The 20,913-nt window shown below is 40.7% G+C and carries 18 protein-coding genes; 10 read left to right on the forward strand and 8 right to left on the reverse strand.

The window, feature by feature from the left end:
• Nucleotides 1-33: 33 nt before the first annotated feature.
• The 8 genes from tldD to mreB all read right to left on the reverse strand — a co-directional run bounded on the left by tldD (nucleotide 34) and on the right by mreB (nucleotide 10,957).
• Nucleotides 34-1,479 carry a metalloprotease TldD gene (tldD, locus tag DK858_RS02610; protein WP_109396097.1) on the reverse strand — a complete coding sequence of 482 codons (1,446 nt, stop codon included), beginning with the start codon at nucleotides 1,477-1,479 and terminating at the stop codon, nucleotides 34-36.
• A complete protein-coding gene (nit1, locus tag DK858_RS02615; RefSeq protein WP_109396098.1) occupies nucleotides 1,476-2,336 on the reverse strand; it encodes a deaminated glutathione amidase in 861 nt (286 codons plus the stop codon). The genes tldD and nit1 overlap by 4 nt, the downstream gene beginning before the upstream one ends.
• Nucleotides 2,333-6,133, reverse strand: coding sequence for an AsmA2 domain-containing protein YhdP (gene yhdP / locus DK858_RS02620; protein ID WP_109396099.1), 3,801 nt, complete (start codon nucleotides 6,131-6,133; stop codon nucleotides 2,333-2,335). Before yhdP ends, nit1 begins: the two co-directional genes overlap by 4 nt.
• Nucleotides 6,134-6,178: 45 nt before the next feature.
• Nucleotides 6,179-7,648, reverse strand: coding sequence for a ribonuclease G (gene rng / locus DK858_RS02625; RefSeq protein ID WP_109396100.1), 1,470 nt, complete (start codon nucleotides 7,646-7,648; stop codon nucleotides 6,179-6,181).
• Nucleotides 7,645-8,232 carry a Maf family protein gene (locus tag DK858_RS02630; protein ID WP_109396101.1) on the reverse strand — a complete coding sequence of 196 codons (588 nt, stop codon included), beginning with the start codon at nucleotides 8,230-8,232 and terminating at the stop codon, nucleotides 7,645-7,647. The genes rng and DK858_RS02630 overlap by 4 nt, the downstream gene beginning before the upstream one ends.
• Before the next feature lie 52 nt (nucleotides 8,233-8,284).
• Nucleotides 8,285-8,773 (reverse strand): rod shape-determining protein MreD, encoded by a 489-nt coding sequence (mreD, locus tag DK858_RS02635; protein ID WP_109396102.1) that lies wholly within the window; start codon nucleotides 8,771-8,773, stop codon nucleotides 8,285-8,287.
• 5 nt (nucleotides 8,774-8,778) lie between these two features.
• A complete protein-coding gene (gene mreC / locus DK858_RS02640) occupies nucleotides 8,779-9,822 on the reverse strand; it encodes a rod shape-determining protein MreC (RefSeq protein ID WP_109396103.1) in 1,044 nt (347 codons plus the stop codon).
• Between the two features lie 91 nt (nucleotides 9,823-9,913).
• The gene (gene mreB, locus DK858_RS02645; protein WP_023582893.1) at nucleotides 9,914-10,957 is read right to left on the reverse strand and encodes a rod shape-determining protein MreB; all 1,044 of its coding nucleotides are present in this window, start codon (nucleotides 10,955-10,957) and stop codon (nucleotides 9,914-9,916) included.
• Nucleotides 10,958-11,646: 689 nt separating this feature from the next.
• Between mreB and acuI the strand changes: the two genes are divergently transcribed.
• From acuI to DK858_RS02695, 10 genes are all read left to right on the forward strand, one after another.
• Complete coding sequence (gene acuI, locus DK858_RS02650) at nucleotides 11,647-12,621, forward strand: acrylyl-CoA reductase (NADPH) (protein WP_109396104.1); 975 nt, start codon at nucleotides 11,647-11,649, stop codon at nucleotides 12,619-12,621.
• 430 nt (nucleotides 12,622-13,051) lie between these two features.
• Complete coding sequence (gene aroQ, locus DK858_RS02655; RefSeq protein ID WP_109396105.1) at nucleotides 13,052-13,495, forward strand: type II 3-dehydroquinate dehydratase; 444 nt, start codon at nucleotides 13,052-13,054, stop codon at nucleotides 13,493-13,495.
• A 33-nt stretch (nucleotides 13,496-13,528) separates the two neighbouring features.
• On the forward strand, nucleotides 13,529-13,999 hold the full coding sequence (accB, locus tag DK858_RS02660; protein WP_072063790.1) for an acetyl-CoA carboxylase biotin carboxyl carrier protein: 471 nt from the start codon (nucleotides 13,529-13,531) through the stop codon (nucleotides 13,997-13,999).
• A 12-nt stretch (nucleotides 14,000-14,011) separates the two neighbouring features.
• Nucleotides 14,012-15,361 (forward strand): acetyl-CoA carboxylase biotin carboxylase subunit, encoded by a 1,350-nt coding sequence (gene accC, locus DK858_RS02665; RefSeq protein ID WP_109396106.1) that lies wholly within the window; start codon nucleotides 14,012-14,014, stop codon nucleotides 15,359-15,361.
• Nucleotides 15,362-15,724: 363 nt separating this feature from the next.
• Entirely contained in the window at nucleotides 15,725-15,973 is a 249-nt protein-coding gene (locus tag DK858_RS02670) for a YhdT family protein (RefSeq protein WP_109396107.1), read from the forward strand.
• Nucleotides 15,963-17,408 (forward strand): sodium/pantothenate symporter, encoded by a 1,446-nt coding sequence (gene panF, locus DK858_RS02675; protein ID WP_109396113.1) that lies wholly within the window; start codon nucleotides 15,963-15,965, stop codon nucleotides 17,406-17,408. Before DK858_RS02670 ends, panF begins: the two co-directional genes overlap by 11 nt.
• 23 nt (nucleotides 17,409-17,431) lie before the next feature.
• Nucleotides 17,432-18,313 (forward strand): 50S ribosomal protein L11 methyltransferase, encoded by an 882-nt coding sequence (gene prmA / locus DK858_RS02680; RefSeq protein ID WP_109396108.1) that lies wholly within the window; start codon nucleotides 17,432-17,434, stop codon nucleotides 18,311-18,313.
• 321 nt (nucleotides 18,314-18,634) lie between these two features.
• Nucleotides 18,635-19,606 carry a tRNA dihydrouridine synthase DusB gene (dusB, locus tag DK858_RS02685; protein ID WP_109396109.1) on the forward strand — a complete coding sequence of 324 codons (972 nt, stop codon included), beginning with the start codon at nucleotides 18,635-18,637 and terminating at the stop codon, nucleotides 19,604-19,606.
• Between the two features lie 20 nt (nucleotides 19,607-19,626).
• A complete protein-coding gene (gene fis, locus DK858_RS02690; protein ID WP_004245342.1) occupies nucleotides 19,627-19,923 on the forward strand; it encodes a DNA-binding transcriptional regulator Fis in 297 nt (98 codons plus the stop codon).
• A 208-nt stretch (nucleotides 19,924-20,131) separates the two neighbouring features.
• The gene (locus DK858_RS02695) at nucleotides 20,132-20,764 is read left to right on the forward strand and encodes a hypothetical protein (RefSeq protein WP_109396110.1); all 633 of its coding nucleotides are present in this window, start codon (nucleotides 20,132-20,134) and stop codon (nucleotides 20,762-20,764) included.
• Nucleotides 20,765-20,913 lie beyond the last annotated feature (149 nt).

The following is a 20,913-nucleotide window of genomic DNA, read 5'->3' on the forward strand; positions in this document are numbered from 1 at the left end:
TTAATTAATACGTATAAATCACTATAACAAAAACTAAGCAGTCCCGCCTACGGTGATCTTATCAAGCTTCAACGTTGGTTGACCCACACCAACAGGGAGGCTTTGTCCTTCTTTACCACAAACGCCAACCCCTTTATCTAAAGCGAGATCATTACCTACCATAGAAACCTGTTGCATCGCTTCAATACCAGAACCAATCAGTGTTGCCCCTTTAATTGGCTTGGTTATTTTTCCATTCTCAATTAAATAAGCTTCAGAGGTTGAGAAAACAAACTTACCCGATGTGATATCAACCTGACCGCCACCAAAGTTCGGTGCGTAAATACCGCGATCAACGCTAGCAATAATCTCTTCTGGTGAAGATTTGCCTGCTAACATATAGGTATTTGTCATCCGAGGCATAGGAAGATGCGCATAAGACTCACGACGACCATTTCCTGTTGGCGCAACCCCCATTAAACGAGCATTCATCTTATCTTGCATATAGCCTTTTAAGATACCGTTTTCGATTAAGACATTGTATTGACCTGGTACACCTTCATCGTCAATAGCAACAGAGCCACGGCGACCTTCGAGAGTACCATCGTCAACAATCGTACAAAGATCAGAAGTGACTTTCTCACCAATACGACCAGAAAATACAGAAGTTTCACGACGGTTAAAGTCACCTTCTAAACCATGCCCTACAGCCTCATGCAATAACACGCCAGGCCATCCTGCGCCCAATACCACAGGCATTGTTCCAGCAGGTGCAGCAATTGCTGATAAATTGACTAATGCCATACGTACCGCTTCACGGGCATAAGTGATTGCATGACTTTCACCATCCACTTTAGTTAAGAAATAGTCATAACCAAAACGACCACCGCCCCCACTTGCACCACGCTCACGTTTGCCATCTTCTTCCACCAGAACACTAACTGAAAGGCGAACTAAAGGACGCACATCGGCAGCTAACGTACCGTCTGTTGCTGCAACAAGTACATGTTCATAAACACCCGTTAATGACGCATTCACTTGTTTAACACGTTTATCTTCAGCTCGAGCGACTTTATCTACCTCATGTAATAGCGCAATTTTTTCTTCACGAGAGAGGCTTTGCAGAGGATCGTTTAAGCTGTATAGCGGAGAATGTTGAATAGCACCTAAAGTATGGATACGACCATTACCTTTAGCTTGAACAATACTTCGTGCAGCATGTGCACTTTGGTTAAGTGCATTAAGCGTTAGTTGGTCGGCATAAGCAAAACCGGTTTTTTCACCATAAATTGCTCTAACGCCAACACCTTGATCAATATTGTAAGAGCCATCTTTAATAATCTGATCGTCGAGGATCCAAGCCTCGTGATAACTTGACTGAAAATAAAGATCACCATAATCAATTTGACGCTGTGCAAGCTGCTCTAGTGTTGATGCTAAATCATCTAAACTAAGTTTGTTTGCTTCCAACAGACTTTCGCTGACAACAGCTAAACTCATAATTCTTCTTTATCCTTAACTTTTTTGATTAAGTGGGTCAATTTCGGGCGAAAGCGGTTATGTTTTACAACCCGTATCTGCTCACGCATACCGTGTAAACTCTCAACGCCAATATTCAGCGTTAACGCACTAACAGCATCAGGGTTCTTTTTCAAGACTTTCCCCCAGCCATCAATCGCCATGGTATGCCCCCAAGTCCGACGCGTATCATGTGTACCCACTTGTGCTGGTGCTAAGATAATACACTGATTCTCAATAGCACGAGCACGTAATAAAGGCTCCCAGTGCGCTTTTCCTGTTAAACGGGTAAAAGCCGCTGGTACAGAGATTATCTCTGCTCCTTTTTCTCTTAATGCTTGGAAAAGACCTGGGAAGCGTAAGTCATAACAGATTGTTAAACCTAATTTCCCAACGGGAGTATCAACGACTGTTAGGCGCTCGCCGCGTTGATAAATAGAAGATTCGTTATATTCGCCTTGCTCGTCATCAATGCTCACATCAAACATATGAATTTTGTCATAACGAGCACGAATAACTCCCTCATCATCAAATACTAAACTACTGCTGGTAATTTGATCTGGAGAATCTCGACTAATCAAAGGCATAGAACCGACTAAGATCCACACTTTGTAACGCTGAGCCATTTTTGCAATCGCATTTTGTAACGGCCCATCACCCTGAATTTCAGCGTGTTTATGGTAATCTTTAGAGTTTGAAAAAAGTAACGCATTTTCAGGTGTTAATACCAGCTTCACTGAATCGGGTAATTGCTTAATCTGTTGCTCGATTTGCGCCAGATTATTTTTTGTGTTTTTTCCGCTACAAAGTTGCAAAAGTGCGACATTAACTTTTTTCATAACGCCTGATTCTCCTTAAGCTGACGCAGTACTTCGTCAATTTTGGGTTGTTCCATAGTTCCGGTCACATGATAACGGATAACTGAAATCTTACTCCAAAGTGGCCCCAGAACCTTTGATGCCGCAAACACCGCGGCGCCTGCAATTGGGTTTATTGCGAAAGCTGTAGCAACACCGACCGTAGCTGAAATCTCAGGGGTAACTACAACTTGTAGATCCATTTTTCGTTCAAGTAAATCCACTTTCCCATTTATCGCTATATCAGCAATAACACCATCAACACGTACACTCTCTGCATTCATAATACCTTGATTAATCGTAATTTCACTTTTAATCGAATCATACTCAAAATGCTCACTAAAAGTATCTCTAAAATCAAACTGTAATTTGCGTAAAAGTGCATCAAAACTCACCAATCGTAGTAACTTACCAGCTTGTCCGACATTGACTTTTTCTATGCGTCCTTTGCCCAAAGTTGATTTGATATCACCTTGCAGAGTAGCCAATTCAAAGTTCCACGGTGTATTACGCCATTGTAACGAGAACTCAGCAGCAAGTGGGGACTGAATAATCGGGATAATGTAACCAAAATAGGCCACCATTTCGTCAATTTCTTCGGCTTTTAATTTTCCTATTAATTTTGTCGTACTCTTACCCGTATTGTCTTCAGACCACACTCCGTTAACCGACAATTGACCGCTACTATTTTCTAATTTACCACCAGTTAAAAATAAAGCGCCCTGATTTTGTTTTAACGAACCTTCAATTTTCCCTAAAAGCAGCCCATTAACCCAACACTCCCGACATTCAAAATCAATAGAAGGAACGTTTCTTATCGAGAATTTTAATGCATTAGGATCAGAAATATTTGCCATTTTTAACGGTTTATCTTCTTGGGCAGAAGAGGTGCCATTAAAATAGAGATAATTAATATTCACTTGCCAAGGTGTTGAGGCTTCAGGAATAAACACATCACCTCGTAGTTCACTACCTGAAAATGCAAATTTTACCCCTTCTCTAACGCGCATAATTTCAGTTTGAGGATTATTCCATTTTTGCCCTGCAAGATTTAAATCAGGTAAACTGATATGCACATTATCAGGAAAAGTGATTTTATTTTCAGACGGCGTCAAAGATGAAAAAGCCATTAATGTTGGCAACCATTTATCACCCTCTAATCCTTTAAGAGCAATGGTTAAGCGTTGTTGTGAGCTTAGCTCTGGTAATTTAAGGCTAGAAGAAACAAGGTTACCTTGTAATAAACGAAGCTGTTTACCTAATCCCCATTGGCTATTAAGTTTCCACTGTTTTTCAGCATTAGCATTCACAGTTAAAGTTTCACTATTACCGCTTGCAGAAATAACAATAGGCGGTGAGTTTTTTAAATCTTGTGTTTCAGGTGCTGTTAACTTGCTACTTAATGCATTGATATTTCCAGTTAAATCAACTTGATAATCGACATCACCCTTTTCGGGGATCTTAACATTAACGTTGCCATTCCATGGAAATACACCACTAAACTTCTGTTGAATATCGCTAGGTAACCCTTGGATTTTTTGAATATCCCATTGACCTTTTAAGCCGACATCAACCTGATAATTATCTGTATCATTGTGACTGGTAAACGAGAAAGCGAGAGGCTGCCCAAACCAGTTAGCCGTTAATATATCACTCTCAAGCTTGTCATTATGATAACGAAACTGTCCACTCACACCTTTTAACGTGGTATCCATAAAATTCAAAGTGATATCATTATCTTTTAAATTAATATCACCAGAAGCCACAACCTCATCGCCATCAAATGGGATATCAAGTTTCAATGTACCATTAATTTTTCCTGCCACATTCAGTTCTTCAAGCGTATGACCAATACTCGCCATTTGAGAATCTAAAAAATACTCTTTCAACTCGTCGCCTGTGGCTTGAATATCCGCATTAATTAAGATCTTTTCCTGTTGATAGCGCTCAATCACCGCACTTAAATTCGTGGCTGTTGCCTTACCAACTTTCGCTTGTGCAGAAGACATCCATAGCCCATCATTTTTAAAATCTAGATTAATATCCAGATTAAATAATGCAGGCCATTCACTATCAAATTTAAAGGTTGCCTGTTTAACAGGGGCGTAGACTTGAAACCACCCTTTGTGGTTATCAAAAGGAAAATCGGCGGGATCACCATGGAAAATAAAGGTTCCATTATCGATATTACCCGCAATAATTGCATCCGAGAGATATTGTGTTAACGCTTTACCAACATACTCTTCTGGCAGATAACGCCATGTATCTCCTGCATTTGTGACTCTGACACCTGAGAGTATAGAAAGCCGCTGATCCTCACCTTGTTTCTCATAACGAAAATCACCTGCAACCCATGCTGATGTGGCTTGAATATCTAATCCTTCACTCCAAAGAGATAAGTTATCTCCAGAATGAGTCCAATAAACCGTGCCTTTCCCTTTTTCAATATTCAAGGGGGCTTTAAACAATTTACCGGTGTCTATTTCACTATTTTCTAGAGTGAAATTAAGCTCACCGCGTTGCATACTGCCTTTTAATTGCCCACCAAAGTGTTGTACTGAAGGGATCTCTTGCCAACGCTTCCAACTCACATTTTTCCAAGAGAGATTAATTGCGCTTTGCTCAAAGTTTTCCGGTGTGAGATCTAATGCAAAATCATTAACCACACCAGAAAATTGACGATACTGCCATTGACGAACAAAATCGGGTGTTAAAAAAGAGAACAGTGGCAATACAGCATATAATCTATCTAACTCAATATTTTTGGCGCGAATACGCCATGCTTCATCATGCTGTTTTTCTTTTGGTTGATAAAGAACGGCTAAATAACCATCAGGCCACTCTTCACCATCCATTGTAATTTTTCGAGTATAAGGAACATCCGCAAGCCAACCATTTTCTTGCCTTCTCATACGTAATATTAAATCTTCAACATTTAATACGTGCGTGGTTCCATCATTACTCCAGTCCATTTCACCTTGATGAATCTGCAACTGACTGCCAGTAATACGCCCTTGAGTAATTTCAATCCAATTAGACAAACTGGCTTTGGCTTCACCTACTCCACTGTTATTTTTTACCCACTGACTAAGCCAAGGTGAGATATCAATATCATCTGCGGTAAGAAATACTTTACCGTTATCAATTAAACCATTTTTTGTGGTATAGAGATCAAGGCGTACCTTTAAACCTCCATAATGATTAATCGGTGTATCAAGTGTGACTTCACCTTGAGCGCGGTGACGATTTGTCTGATTTAACCACATCAATTCAGGTACATGTAATGTACTGGTGTCTCCGGAAGGGGTTAAAAACACAAAACGGCTTTCAATCAGTTTAAAGCGATCAAACTGTTCAAGGAAAATTGAAGAGATATCATCAGGTTCAGTTAACGTTATATCTCCACTTTGCCCAGTAAAAATAGGGTTATGGTAATTAACATATAACTGTTCAAAGGTCAGTTCACGAAATTGAAGACGAAAAGCGAATAATGAACGCCAAACATCAAAAGAAAAAGTGACTTTTTCTGCCGTAACGTTCACATCTTTATGAGTAATATTCAGCCCTTCTACTTGAATATCAGGGCCAAAATTCTGCCATTCCCCGATGATCTTTGTCATTGAGACGGGGCTATTGAGTTGCTTTGTAAGATACGATTCTATTTCAGGGCGATAACTATCTAAGCGCGGCAGAAAGTAACGAAACCCACTTAATACCAAGGCAAAAACGATGAGGCAAAAAACTGTTATCACTAACAGGTATTTAGGCAGCCGCTTCATTTTTGTCTCCTTTCTGCCATCATATTCATTAGGAAGGCGAATCCATTACATCATCACCACATCAAATTGCTCCTGACTATAAAGTAGCTCAGTTTGCACTTTTACTTGTTTACCGACAAAAATTTCAACCTCTGCTAATGCATGTGACTCATCGCCTTTTAATGCTTCGGCAACTGCTGAGGAGGCGTAAACTAAGAAGCGATCTGCATCAATCGTTTTATGCACACGCACTATTTCACGTAAAATTTCATAACATACCGTTTCAACTGATTTTACCGTACCTCGCCCTTGGCAAGTTGGGCAATCATCACAAAGAACATGTTCGAGGCTCTCCCGCGTTCTTTTACGCGTCATCTCCACTAAGCCAAGTTGAGAAAAACCATTAATCGTGGTTTTCACTCTATCTTTACTTAGCGCTTGTTCAAGTGATGCTAATACTCTGCGTTTATGTTCATCATTATTCATATCAATAAAGTCAATAATGATGATACCGCCTAAATTACGTAACCGTAATTGACGAGCAATGGCTTGGCTTGCTTCAATATTCGTATTAAAAATCGTTTCTTCTAAATTACGATGACCAACAAATGCCCCTGTATTGATATCAATAGTGGTCATTGCTTCAGTTTGATCGATAATCAGATAACCACCTGATTTCAACTCAACTTTGCGCTCTAAAGCCCGTTGAATTTCACTTTCTACACCGTAGAGATCAAAAATAGGCTGATTGCCTTGGTGTAATTCAAGTTTAGCGGTTAATTCAGGAATATATTCACCAATAAATTCCTGTAATTGATTATAGGTTAATTTAGAATCAACTCGTATGCTATCTAATTCAGAACCAGCAAAATCACGTAAAATACGCTGTGCTAAAGCCAGTTCACCATAAATTTGAATACGGGTTTTATTTCTTTTCTTACGCTCAATGATTTTATGCCATAGGCGTTTAAGAAAAGCGGCATCTTGCTTAATTTCATTTTCGCCGACGCCTTCAGCGGCGGTACGGATAATAAAACCGCCATTTTCATCGCAATACTCTTCAACAAGTTGCTTTAAACGCTCACGCTCTTCTTCACTGTCAATTCGCTGAGAAACACCGACATGAGATGCACCCGGCATAAACACTAAATAGCGAGAAGGTAATGTAATATCGGTAGTAAGCCGAGCGCCTTTTGTTCCTAAAGGATCTTTAACCACTTGTACAATTAAGTCTTGCCCTTGATGCACCAGTTGCGCAATATCACGAACATTAAATTTTTTCTGCTCTTCACCCGCAATACATTCAGTGTGAGGCATAATATCAGAAGCATGTAGAAAAGCGGCTTTATCTAGCCCAATGTCAATAAATGCAGCTTGCATCCCGGGTAATACGCGACTTACCCGACCTTTGTAAATGTTTCCGACGATACCTCGTTTCGCTTCTCTTTCGACATGAATTTCTTGAAGTATGCCTCCGCGAATATAGGCAACACGAGTTTCAGATGGCGTCACATTCACTAATAACTCAGCTGTCATGAAATCTCCTTCTCATTAGCTAGAGACGAAAATTGAGCTATCAAGGCTTCGGTTTCAACAAGAGGCAATCCGACAACAGCATGATAACTTCCCTCAATCCGTTGAACAAAACGGCCTCCTTTTCCTTGAATACCGTAAGCGCCAGCTTTATCCATTGGCTCGCCTGACTCAATATACGCGCTAATTTCACTCTCTGTCATCTCTCTAAAAGTGACGTGAGTGACGACTAATTGACTCAAGGTGTGTGTTCTATTAGAGATAGCAATTGCTGTCATCACTTGATGTGTTGCGCCTGATAATGAACGTAGGATTTGCGCAGCATGGGCTTTATCCCGAGGTTTTTCAAGAATATGACCATCATGAACTACAATAGTATCAGAGCCCAAAACGGGATAATCATAAGGAGCTTGTCTTACACCTTCTTGTGATTTCTCTCTTGCCAAACGAAGAACATACTCTTCTGGTTTTTCACCTTGTTGCCAAATTTCATCAATTGCTGGCGTAATAATACTAAATTCAACATCTAATAACGCGAGAAGTTCACGTCTTCTTGGTGAGCTGGAAGCAAGGTAAAGCGTGGTCACAAATAATGTCCTCATGACGGTAACGCAAAAGAGACCGCCATGATCCAATAACTTAGTGAACTAAAAACTGGTGACGGATTTTGCGAAGCAAAAAATAAAGCCATGGCCAAAGAATACCACTGACTGGACTATTCCAGAATACTTGAGGGTGAAAAGTCACTGGTGAAAGTAAAAATTCCGCCCAAAATACAGCAAGATCGACAACGACAACACTTAACATCACCACTAAGGCTTGTTGCCATAACGCTAAATTACAAAAAAGCTGATATTTAAAGGCGATAACATAACTCACTAAAGTATAGGCCAATGCATTGACCCCCAAGGTAGTTCCTTGGACTAGATCTATAATCATCCCCAAAACAAACGCGGTTCCGACACTGATACGATGAGGAATTGCTGTTACCCAATAAATAAGAAATAACATAGGCCAAATAGGTCGATAGACTTCTAACTGCTCTGGCCACGGCATAATTTGTAACACTAATGCGACAAGAAAAGAGAGCCAAACAACCCAACGCCCACGACTTTGATATGGATTCATCGTGTCTACCTACTTCTTGTATTATTGGTATTAGCAGGTGTATTTGTCGCTGGTGTCACAGTTCCGTTAGTTTCTTCAGCCGTATTACCTAATGGCTCTTGAGACATAGAACGAGGAAGCGGAGGCCCTGCTTGTTCATAATTAGGTAAAACTTGAGGCATCAGTTGCATTAAACGCTCATTCGCCGCGTGATAAACCTCGGAAGGTAGAGGCGGCTCTCCCGTTTTATCTGATGTATTCCATAATAAAAGCAAATAGCGTAAACGTTGTAACTCTGCTGAAGGTCGAACATTGATCACGGAGTAAGCCCGCTGATTATCCACTTTAACTGAAGAGACCACACCAACAGGATATCCCTCAGGGAAACGTCCCCCCAACCCTGATGTCACTAAAACATCACCAACACGGATATCAATATTGGCTGGTAATGCTTCTAACAATAAATCATCGGCACAGCCTGCACCAGAAGCTATAACTCGAATATCGTTACGCAAAACTTGTACAGGCAATGCATGAGAAGTGTCACATATTAATAGCACACGACTCGTAAGCTCACTTACGGCAATAACTTGTCCTACAACACCTTTATCACTAATGACAGGTTGCCCTTCATAGACACCATCGTTGGTTCCTTTATCAATAACCACTTGATCTCGATACGGCGTGCTATTACCAGACAGTACTTGTGTTACTGTCATTTGTTCATTTTGGCGCAGTGGTGAACCAAGTAATTCTCGTAAACGGGCGTTCTCTTGTTTAAATTGCTCTAATAATTGGCTTTCTCCGCTACGCACTAATAGCTCTTTTCTTAACGCTTGATTCTCAAATTGTAAACGCTCACGTGTAGCAAATGTTTCTGAAATTTGATCAAGGAAACGGCGTGGGCCATTTGCAAGAAAATAGAAGGGACTAACAGCAGTATCAAGATACTGGCGGACTTTAGAAAATGCACCAATACGATTATCAGCAATCAATAAAGAGATTGCGACAACCACGGCGATTATTAATCTTAGTTGCAGGGAAGGGCCCCGACTAAAAATTGGCTTCATAAACTCTAAGATCACTCACACGGAGAAGTAAAAGAACAGGCGTTAATATTCTCACCAAGGGGGAATCCATTCTCCCTTGTTAGAATTAATCTCAATCTTCGCTAAACAGATCGCCACCGTGCATATCGATCATTTCTAATGCTTTACCACCACCACGAGCAACACAAGTCAGTGGATCTTCAGCAACAATTACAGGAATACCTGTTTCTTCCATTAATAAACGGTCTAGGTTACGTAATAATGCACCACCACCGGTTAATACCATACCACGCTCTGAAATATCAGAAGCTAATTCTGGCGGACATTGCTCTAATGCAACCATGACAGCGCTGACGATACCCGTTAATGGCTCTTGCAAGGCTTCAAGAATTTCATTGGAGTTTAATGTAAAGCTACGAGGTACACCTTCCGCAAGGTTACGACCGCGAACTTCAATCTCATTGACTTCATCAGAAGGGTAAGCTGAACCGATATCGTGTTTAATACGTTCTGCCGTTGCTTCACCAATCAGTGAACCGTAGTTACGACGCACATAGTTAATGATCGCTTCATCAAAACGGTCACCACCAATACGAACAGAAGAAGAGTAAACGACACCGTTTAATGAAATCACGGCAACTTCTGTTGTACCGCCACCAATATCGACTACCATTGAACCTGTTGCTTCAGAAACAGGTAAACCTGCACCGATTGCCGCAGACATAGGCTCTTCAATTAAGAACACTTCTCGAGCACCCGCACTTAATGCTGATTCACGAATAGCTCTGCGCTCTACTTGAGTGGCTCCTACTGGTACACAAACTAATACTCGAGGGCTTGGACGCATAAAGCTATTGTTATGAACCTGTTTTATGAAGTGCTGAAGCATTTTTTCGGTTACATAAAAATCAGCAATCACACCGTCTTTCATTGGACGGATAGCAGCGATATTCCCGGGTGTACGCCCTAACATCTGTTTGGCTTCATGCCCTACAGCTGCAACACTTTTTGATGTGCCAGCGCGATCTTGACGAATAGCGACAACGGAGGGTTCATCGAGAACAATACCCTGCCCTTTGACATAAATAAGGGTATTGGCGGTACCCAAGTCAATAGACAAATCGTTGGAAAACATGCCACGAAATTTTTTAAACATACGAAAGGATAATCCTGCAAGCCGGGACGGAAAAATCCGTCTACTCTATCAACCACAATAAGTAGCGACAAGGCGCGATTCACTACTTAAATTAAAGTGGACACGTAAATAATCATAAAGGCACAATATTCTACGTTACTTTTCCCAATTGGAGCAGAAAAAAACTGCATAAAAAGGGGCTAATTAGAACGATTAACGCATAATTTCGATCCTACGCTGTTCATATTTAACTTATGTAACAATACAAACAACGCTCATATCAATAAAGAAAAATCTCACTTCGTTGCCAAACTGTGACTCAAAAGTCTCGTTGCAAGTTCAAATAAAATTTATTCATTTGAATAAGCACAATCACTCTATTGATATTAAATGGTGTTTCATCAGCAAAATTTGACTGAGATAACAACCAAAGTACCCACCTCGAATACTTCTAAGGCAACACATTATCTTTATTTCGAGCAACAAAGAGAAATGCTAATTTTTATCCAATCGTAACTCATTAACGATGTTATCTAATTACCAAGATATAAAACTCAGAATAATCTCTGTGCCAATAAACGTAGAAACCCCGTTTATACACTAAAAAAGGATTATTTGTCTCATTATTACAATAGATATTGTGCACAATCACGACGAGACCTAAAAAATCACCTATCATGACACAAGATAGAAATCGATGAGGGGTCAAAATGAAAGCATTATTAGTAGAACAAAATGACAATAAACTCAGTGCTAGCATACAAAGCATTGATGAAAAAAGCCTGTCTATTCATGAGGTTATTGTCGATATTCATTACTCAACGCTTAACTATAAGGATGGGCTTGCTATCACAGGCAAAGGAAAAATCCTCCGTCAATTCCCAATGATACCTGGTATCGATTTTTCAGGTATTGTTCATCACACCGAAGATCCTCGTTTCCACATTGGCCAACATGTCTTATTAACAGGCTGGGGAGTAGGTGAAAGTCACTGGGGAGGCCTTGCACAAAAGGCTGGAGTAAAAGGTGATTGGTTAACTGTCGTACCAGAAGGGCTTTCTTTAAAAAATGCCATGATCATTGGAACTGCGGGTTTTACTGCCATGCTTTGTGTGATGGCATTAGAACAAGGCGGTATCACGCCTGAAAGTGGTGATATATTAGTCACTGGCGCCAGTGGTGGTGTCGGAAGCACTGCTATTAGTTTACTAACAGCATTAGGCTATCAAGTTACCGCATTGAGTGGCAGAGCGAGTAACCATGACTATTTACGCAAGCTTGGTGCTAAAAATATTATCACTCGAGAAGAGTTTGAACCAGCGGGAAGAGCTTTAGATAAGCAACGCTGGGCAGGTGCAATTGATACCGTAGGTGGGCAAATTCTTGCTAATATTTTGTCACAGACAAACTATAACGGCACAGTGGCAGCTTGTGGATTAGCGAGCGGTTTTTCTTTACCAACAACTGTCATGCCTTTTATTTTACGTAATGTTCGTTTACAAGGTGTTGATTCTGTTTATTTCCCAGCAGAAAAACGAACTCAAGTTTGGCAACGTTTATTAAAATTACTACCAGAAACGTTTTATCAACAAGCAATGACAGAAATTACACTTGATGAAGTGCCACGTTATGCTCAGATGATTATGGATAATCAAGTAACAGGCCGCACCTTAGTCAAACTCTAATTCCCCGTTTTTATCTGCTTATTTTTGGCATTAATTCACCTTAATTAGTGCCAGAACAAGCTCCTCTGCGTGTCAAACCGATGTTAAATCGTGATCTACATCACATTTATGATATATATTGATGTTTAGCATCAAAGAAGCTCAGATTTCCAGTGACATCAATAAATAACGTGATGTTATGATTATTTTTTAGGCACCTGTTTATTTTGCTTTCTCACGTTTACAATCTTGTAAAAACTTTTAACTTTTCATCAAAATAAACCCTTCATTCCCTGATTAGACCAGTATTTTGCTGTTATCTTCTGTGAAATGTCTATAATGTCGGACTTTGTGATATGTATCGTAGCATTGGATGCAATAAAAGATGACAAAACGAAAAGCACAGGTTATTTTGTCATTTCGTTGACGAATTGACGGAGATAGAAGCATAATGTCGGAAAATTTTCATATTTTGCTCCTGAATGGTCCGAATCTAAACCTGCTTGGAACAAGAGAGCCGGAAACCTACGGACACTTAACTCTGGATGATATCGTTCAAAGTTTGTCAGCAGATGCTCAGGCATTAAATGTGAAACTCAGTCATTTTCAGTCTAATGCTGAATTTGAGCTGATAAATAAAATTCATGCAGCTCGGGGTAATGTCGATTATATATTAATCAACCCTGCAGCTTTCACGCATACCAGTGTTGCACTGCGTGATGCATTATTAGGGGTGAATATTCCATTTATTGAAATTCACCTGTCCAATGTCTACAGTCGGGAGCCTTTCCGCCACCATTCATATCTCTCTGATATCGCAACAGGCGTAATCTGTGGATTAGGTGCAGAAGGTTATCGGTTTGCTTTACAGGCAGCGGTCAACCGTTTGTCTTAATAAAAAACATCAAAAAGAGTACGGAATCAACTCATGGATATTCGTAAAATTAAAAAACTGATCGAGCTAGTCGAAGAGTCTGGCATTTCTGAACTGGAAATCTCTGAAGGTGAAGAGTCAGTACGTATTAGTCGTAACTCTGGTATTCAGGGTCAAATGGCTCCTCAGCAATATTTTGCGGCACCAGCGGCTCCTCAACCTGCATTAGCAAATGCAGTTGCGCCCGTAGCGCCAGAAACACCAGCGGCTACACCAACGCAAGAAATCAGCGGTCATGTTGTTCGTTCACCAATGGTCGGAACGTTCTATCGCTCACCAAGCCCTGAAGCTAAGAAATTTGTTGAAGTCGGTCAGCAAGTCAATGTAGGCGATACTCTGTGCATCGTTGAAGCAATGAAAATGATGAACCAGATTGAGTCTGACAAAGCGGGTGTTGTTAAATCTATCCTTTGCCAAGATGGCGACAACGTTGAGTTTGACGCTCCACTCTTTGTTATCGAATAACGAGGCAGGTCCATGCTAGAAAAAATCCTCATTGCCAACCGTGGTGAGATAGCACTGCGTATCCTAAGAGCATGTAAAGAGCTTGGGATAAAAGCAGTTGCCGTTCACTCCACAGCAGACCGTGATTTAAAACACGTTCTGCTGGCAGACGAGACTATCTGTATTGGTCCCGCTGCTTCAGCAAAAAGTTACCTAAATATCCCTGCAATTATTGCAGCGGCTGAGATCAGTGGCGCACAAGCCATTCATCCAGGATACGGTTTCCTGTCTGAAAATGCTGATTTCGCAGAGCAAGTTGAACGCTCAGGCTTTGTTTTTGTTGGCCCAAAAGCTGAAACCATCCGCCTAATGGGTGATAAAGTTTCTGCTATTGAAGCGATGAAAAAAGCAGGTGTTCCTTGTGTACCAGGATCAGACGGTCCTTTAGGTAACGACACTGCGAAAAATATTGAAATTGCTAAACGTATTGGCTACCCAGTTATCATCAAAGCTTCTGGTGGCGGTGGTGGACGTGGTATGCGTGTTGTTCGTTCTGAAAAAGATCTGGAACAATCCATCACAATGACGCGTGCGGAAGCAAAAGCGGCATTTAGCAACGACATGGTATACATGGAAAAATACCTTGAAAATCCACGTCATGTTGAAATTCAAGTTATGGCTGATGGTCAAGGTAATGCTATCTATTTGGCTGAACGTGATTGCTCAATGCAACGTCGTCACCAAAAAGTAGTTGAAGAGGCACCAGCACCGGGTATTACCCCAGAAATCCGTAAAAATATCGGCGAACGCTGTGCGAACGCATGTATTGAAATCGGCTATCGTGGTGCAGGTACATTCGAATTCCTGTATGAAAATGGTGAATTCTACTTTATTGAGATGAACACCCGTATTCAGGTTGAACATCCAGTAACAGAGATGATCACAGGCATCGACTTAATCAAAGAACAGTTACGCATTGCATCTGGCTTACCTTTATCAGTAACCCAAGATCAAGTTAACGTTCATGGTCATGCAATTGAATGTCGTATCAACGCAGAAGATCCAAAAACGTTTATGCCAAGCCCAGGTACTATTACTCGCTTCCACTCACCAGGTGGATTTGGTGTACGTTGGGAATCGCATATTTACGCAGGTTATACAGTTCCACCTCACTATGACTCAATGATTGGTAAATTGATCACTTATGGTGAAACACGTGAAATCGCGATCTCTCGTATGAAAAATGCGTTGGCGGAACTTATCATTGATGGTATTAAAACCAATATTGAACTGCACCAGTTCATTATGAATGATGAGAATTTCCAAAAAGGTGGTACAAACATTCACTACCTTGAAAAACGTTTAGGTTTAGCTGAGAAATAATCTTTCTCACTTCACCAAAAAAGGCATAGTTTATTTACTATGCCTTTTTTATTACTGATATGCTCATATCGCTCTGAAATATTATAGCAAGAAATCATATTCTCAAGTTTCATTATTCTTGCTCAAAATGCGCCATATTTATGGCGAGTATTTCAACACTTCATTTCTTAATTAATAGACAGCCTCATCTCTATGGGTATTATTCTATTAAATAGATAATCAACAATAATCATTTTAAAACAATAAGATAGTTTACCTTTAATGCTCTCTCATGACTTTGTGATTAATTTTCACTGAATCAATACTCACTTTCCCGTACAATCCTCCCATTCATTTTTAACCCTAGTAAGATTGGGAGAACAGATGGACAAACGTTTTGTTCAGGCCCACAAAGAAGCCCTTTGGGCCCTAATTTTAACTTTTATATATTTGTTAGGTTGGTTAATTACCGCCTATTTACCAGATAACACACAAGGCATGACTGGTTTACCGCTTTGGTTTGAGCTTTCATGCTTATTCCTACCTGTTTTGTTTTTTCTGCTGTGCTATCTGATGGTACGCTATTTTTTCAAAGATATGCCGTTAGGAGATGAGCATGACGATGCAAACTGAGGTCATAGTGCCACTGATTGGCTACCTTCTGCTGGTCTTTCTGCTGTCGGCTTATGCTTATCGTAAACGTGAGAAAGGCGAGTTTCTTAACGAATATTTTCTTGGTAACCGTTCAATGGGTGGCTTCGTGCTAGCCATGACCATCACTGCAACTTATGTTAGTGCGAGCTCCTTTATTGGCGGACCGGGTGCGGCTTATAAATACGGTATTGGTTGGGTATTACTTTCGATGATCCAACTTCCCGCTATTTGGCTTTCTCTGGGGGTTTTAGGGAAAAAATTTGCTATTTTAGCACGCCGTTATAATGCAGTTACCTTGAACGACATGCTCTATGCTCGTTATAAAAGCCGTTTCCTCGTCTGGTTTGCTAGTTTAAGTCTGTTAGTCGCCTTTATCGGCGCGATGACAGTACAATTTATTGGCGGAGCACGCTTACTAGAAACTGCAGCAGGCATTCCTTATGAATTCGGCTTGCTGATCTTTGGCATCTCCATTGCGCTGTATACTGCGATTGGCGGATTTAGAGCCAGCGTATTAAACGATGCCTTACAAGGCCTTGTGATGCTGCTTGGTACATTTATTCTTCTGTTTGCCATTATCTATAAAGCAGGTGGATTAGATATTGCGATACAAAAACTCAATACCATCGATCCTGCATTAACCTCTCCTCAAGGGGCTGATGGGATTTTAACGGGCCCGTTTATGGCATCATTCTGGGTACTTGTCTGTTTTGGTGTTATTGGTTTGCCACATACTGCGGTACGTTGTATCTCTTACAAAGACAGTAAAGCCATGCATAAAGGGATCATTATTGGCACAATCGTGATGTCATTATTGATGTTTGGTATGCACTTTGCTGGCGCATTAGGTCGGGCAATCATTCCTGATCTAACTGTTCCTGATCAGGTTATTCCAACATTAATGGTTGCGGTATTACCGCCTATTGCTGCAGGTATTTTCCTTGCGGCACCTATGGCTGCTATTATGTCGACGATAAATGCGCAACTGTTACAATCGTCAGCAACTTTGGTCAAAGATCTCTATCTCAATATCGCGCCACATGCGATCACTAATGAGAAACGGATCTCTCGTTTATCGAGCCTTTCAACCTTGATCTTGGGTGTGTTACTACTGTTTGCTGCATGGAACCCACCCTCAATGATTATTTGGCTTAACTTACTTGCTTTTGGTGGTCTACAAGCCGTTTTCTTATGGCCTTTAGTTCTTGGGCTTTATTGGGAGAAAGCGAACCGTTATGGCGCTATTGCCGGCATGATCACAGGTGCCACACTCTATGCCACCTTGGCGACATTTAATATCCAGATAGCGGGATTCCATCCCATTATTCCATCACTGTTATTAAGCTTAGCCGCATTTCTTGTGGCTAATCGATTTGGAGAGCATACTCTGCCTCAATCAGCATCATTACAGTGAATTCGTTTTTAAAGAGACTAATTATGCCTTGGATACAATTAAGACTTAATGCAACCGCCGCTAATGCAGAAGCTATTGGTGATGAATTGGTTGAAAGCGGTGCCGTTTCAGTGACTTTCCAAGATAGTCACGATACCCCTATTTTTGAACCTTTACCTGGTGAAACTCGCCTTTGGGGTGATACTGACGTTATCGGTTTATATGATGCAGAAACTGACATGAAAATCGTTGTGGCGATGTTAGAAAATACGCCATTACTCGGTCAGGGCTTCCTGCATAAAATTGAACAACTCGAAGATAAAGATTGGGAACGTGAATGGATGGATAATTTCCACCCAATGCGTTTTGGCGAGCGTTTATGGATTTGCCCAAGCTGGCGTGAAGTACCAGATCCTAACGCCGTAAACGTCATGCTAGACCCTGGTCTTGCATTTGGTACAGGTACCCACCCAACTACCTCATTGTGCCTTCAGTGGCTTGATGGTTTAGATTTAGCGGGTAAAACGGTTATCGACTTTGGTTGTGGTTCTGGCATTTTAGCTATCGCGGCATTAAAACTAGGTGCAGCAAAAGCTATTGGTATTGATATCGATCCTCAAGCTATCCAAGCAAGTCGTGATAACGCGCAACGTAATGGCGTTTCTGACGCCCTCACACTGTATCTTGCAAAAGACCAGCCTGATAACCTCGCGGCAGATGTTGTTGTCGCGAATATTTTAGCCGGTCCATTGCGTGAACTTGCACCTGTTATCAGTACACTGCCTCGTCAAGGTGGACACCTAGGCCTTTCTGGTGTGTTAGCAACACAAGCAGAAGGTGTAGCTGCTGCCTATGAAGGACTATTTAACTTAGATCCTGTTGCCGAAAAAGAAGAGTGGTGCCGTATTACCGGTGTGAAAAAATAACGTAGAATAAATATTAACCAAAATGAGATAATCTCATTACGTTAAAATTTTACTTAATTATTGTTTATCAGGCATTAATCACACTTTTGCCTGATAAACTCGACTTAGTTCCACTTGTTTATCAATTCTATATTATCAAATTTTAATTTTCTAAAAACACATAACATTATGTTTTTATTGATTAAATAATAGATTTATAAAAAATCAAGTATAAAAAAGTAACTTTTTTTCGCAATTTGGTTAAACTTTGTCCTTTCATATCTGGTAAAAAATGCGTAATATACGCGCCCTTGCAGTCACAGTTTGGCCCTCTTTTCATCTATGCGAATCGGACAGTATCAGTTAAAAAATTGCCTTATCGCGGCTCCCATGGCTGGCGTTACAGACCGACCTTTTCGGTCGCTTTGCTATGATATGGGTGCGGGTATGACAGTTTCTGAAATGCTTTCTTCCAATCCTCAGGTTTGGCAGACAGACAAGTCTCGGTTACGAATGGTACATAGTGATGAATTGGGGATCCGCTCCGTACAAATTGCAGGAAGTGATCCCGTTGATATGGCGGCAGCTGCGAAAATAAACGCAGATAGTGGCGCTCAAATTATCGACATCAATATGGGTTGCCCTGCAAAAAAGGTGAATAAAAAGCTAGCCGGTTCAGCATTACTTCGTTATCCCGACCTTGTCGCAGAGATCCTCTCTGCTGTGGTTAACGCGGTAGATGTCCCTGTTACTCTCAAGATCCGTACTGGCTGGTCACCTGATGAACGTAACTGTGTAGAGATTGCCAAATTGGCTGAACGTTGTGGTATTCAGGCTCTCACTATTCATGGACGTACACGCGAGTGTTTGTTCAAAGGGGAAGCCGAATACGACAGTATTCGGACAGTTAAGCAGAGTGTTTCTATTCCCATTATTGCGAATGGAGACATAACAGACCCGCTAAAAGCCAGAGCAGTATTAGACTACACTGGAGCCGATGCTTTGATGATCGGTCGCGCTGCTCAGGGAAGACCCTGGATCTTTCGGGAAATCCAGCACTATCTGGACACAGGTGAACTGTTGCCCCCTCTGCCGATTGCAGAGGTACAACAAATAATGCAAAAGCATGTGCGTGAGTTGCACGACTTTTACGGTCAAGGCAAAGGAACTCGCATTGCACGCAAGCATGTCTCTTGGTATCTCAAGGAACATGCCCCTGATGACCAGTTTCGGCGCTCCTTCAACGCCATAGAGGATGCCAGCGAACAGCTGGAGGCGTTGGAAGCATATTTCGAAAATTTTTTGCGTAAATAAATAAAAGAGCTGACAGAACTATGTTCGAACAACGCGTAAATTCAGACGTACTAACAGTTGCCACCGTAAATTCACAAGATCAGGTGACCCAAAAACCTTTACGTGACTCAGTTAAACAAGCACTGAAGAACTATTTTGCTCAATTAAACGGTCAAGATGTTAATGACTTATATGAGCTAGTATTGGCTGAAGTTGAACAGCCATTGTTGGACATGGTTATGCAGTACACCCGTGGCAACCAAACGCGTGCAGCGCAAATGATGGGCATTAACCGCGGCACACTGCGTAAGAAACTGAAAAAATACGGCATGAACTGATCCTAGTCAGTTAAGTCTATTTTTATAAAAAGCCTTTTCTGGTTTCCAGAAAAGGCTTTTTTGTTGCCTATTTTTCACGCTTGCTCTATAACATAAATCATTAAGTTACCAAATATGGTAACGTTCTCTTTTGTATTTCAATAAAATAACTGAGTAAAAGATCACTATACTCATTCTATTTCTCTCACAAAATAATAAGAGCAAGCTAATGAATAAAGACATCGTAAGTGTGATTACAGGTGATATCATAGACTCTAGAAACATCACACCTGAAAACTATGATGTTATGCTCTATACCTTGGAGCAGACAGTTCAATTACTCTCAGAACAGCTACCACTTAAATATGACAGGTATCGCGGTGACTCCTTCCAACTTGTTTGCTTACACGCTTATGATGCCATTAAAGTTGCTATCGTTATTCAATTAGCACTGAAAACGTCAGAACTAAACATCAGTGCTCGTCAAAGTATTGGTATCGGTAAAATTAATTCATTGCGTAATGATATTAGAACATCAATGGGTGAAGCCTTTATCTTATCGGGCGAAGGATTAGATAAGATGAAAAGTGAAATATTAACAATATCTACATCAGATAAAGAATTTCAAAAAAACATTACTTTAGTGACTAAATACTTAGATATACAACTTAAAGAAATAACTCGAGCACAAGCGCAAGTTTTACTTAAATATATAGTTAATGAAGATAAATCTCATTATGCTATTGCCAGTGAATTAAAAAAATCGAGAAGTAATATTACACGATTATTGAACGCTAGCCACTACCAGTTAATAGATGAATATATTCAATACTTTAATTATTTAATTAACAAGGCTTATTGATATGTATAATTTTACGCTTCTTATTTCTCTCTATATTGCTCATATTGCTTTTGATTTTTATTTACAACGTGACTGCTCCCCGCCCTGTCGGGCGAGCTTCCCACTTCTTAGACCGCAACCGTCTGTGTGACGGATTTACGCTGGCCTCC

The sequence above is a fragment of the Proteus faecis genome, from assembly GCF_003144395.1.
In the GTDB taxonomy this organism is placed as follows: domain Bacteria; phylum Pseudomonadota; class Gammaproteobacteria; order Enterobacterales; family Enterobacteriaceae; genus Proteus; species Proteus faecis.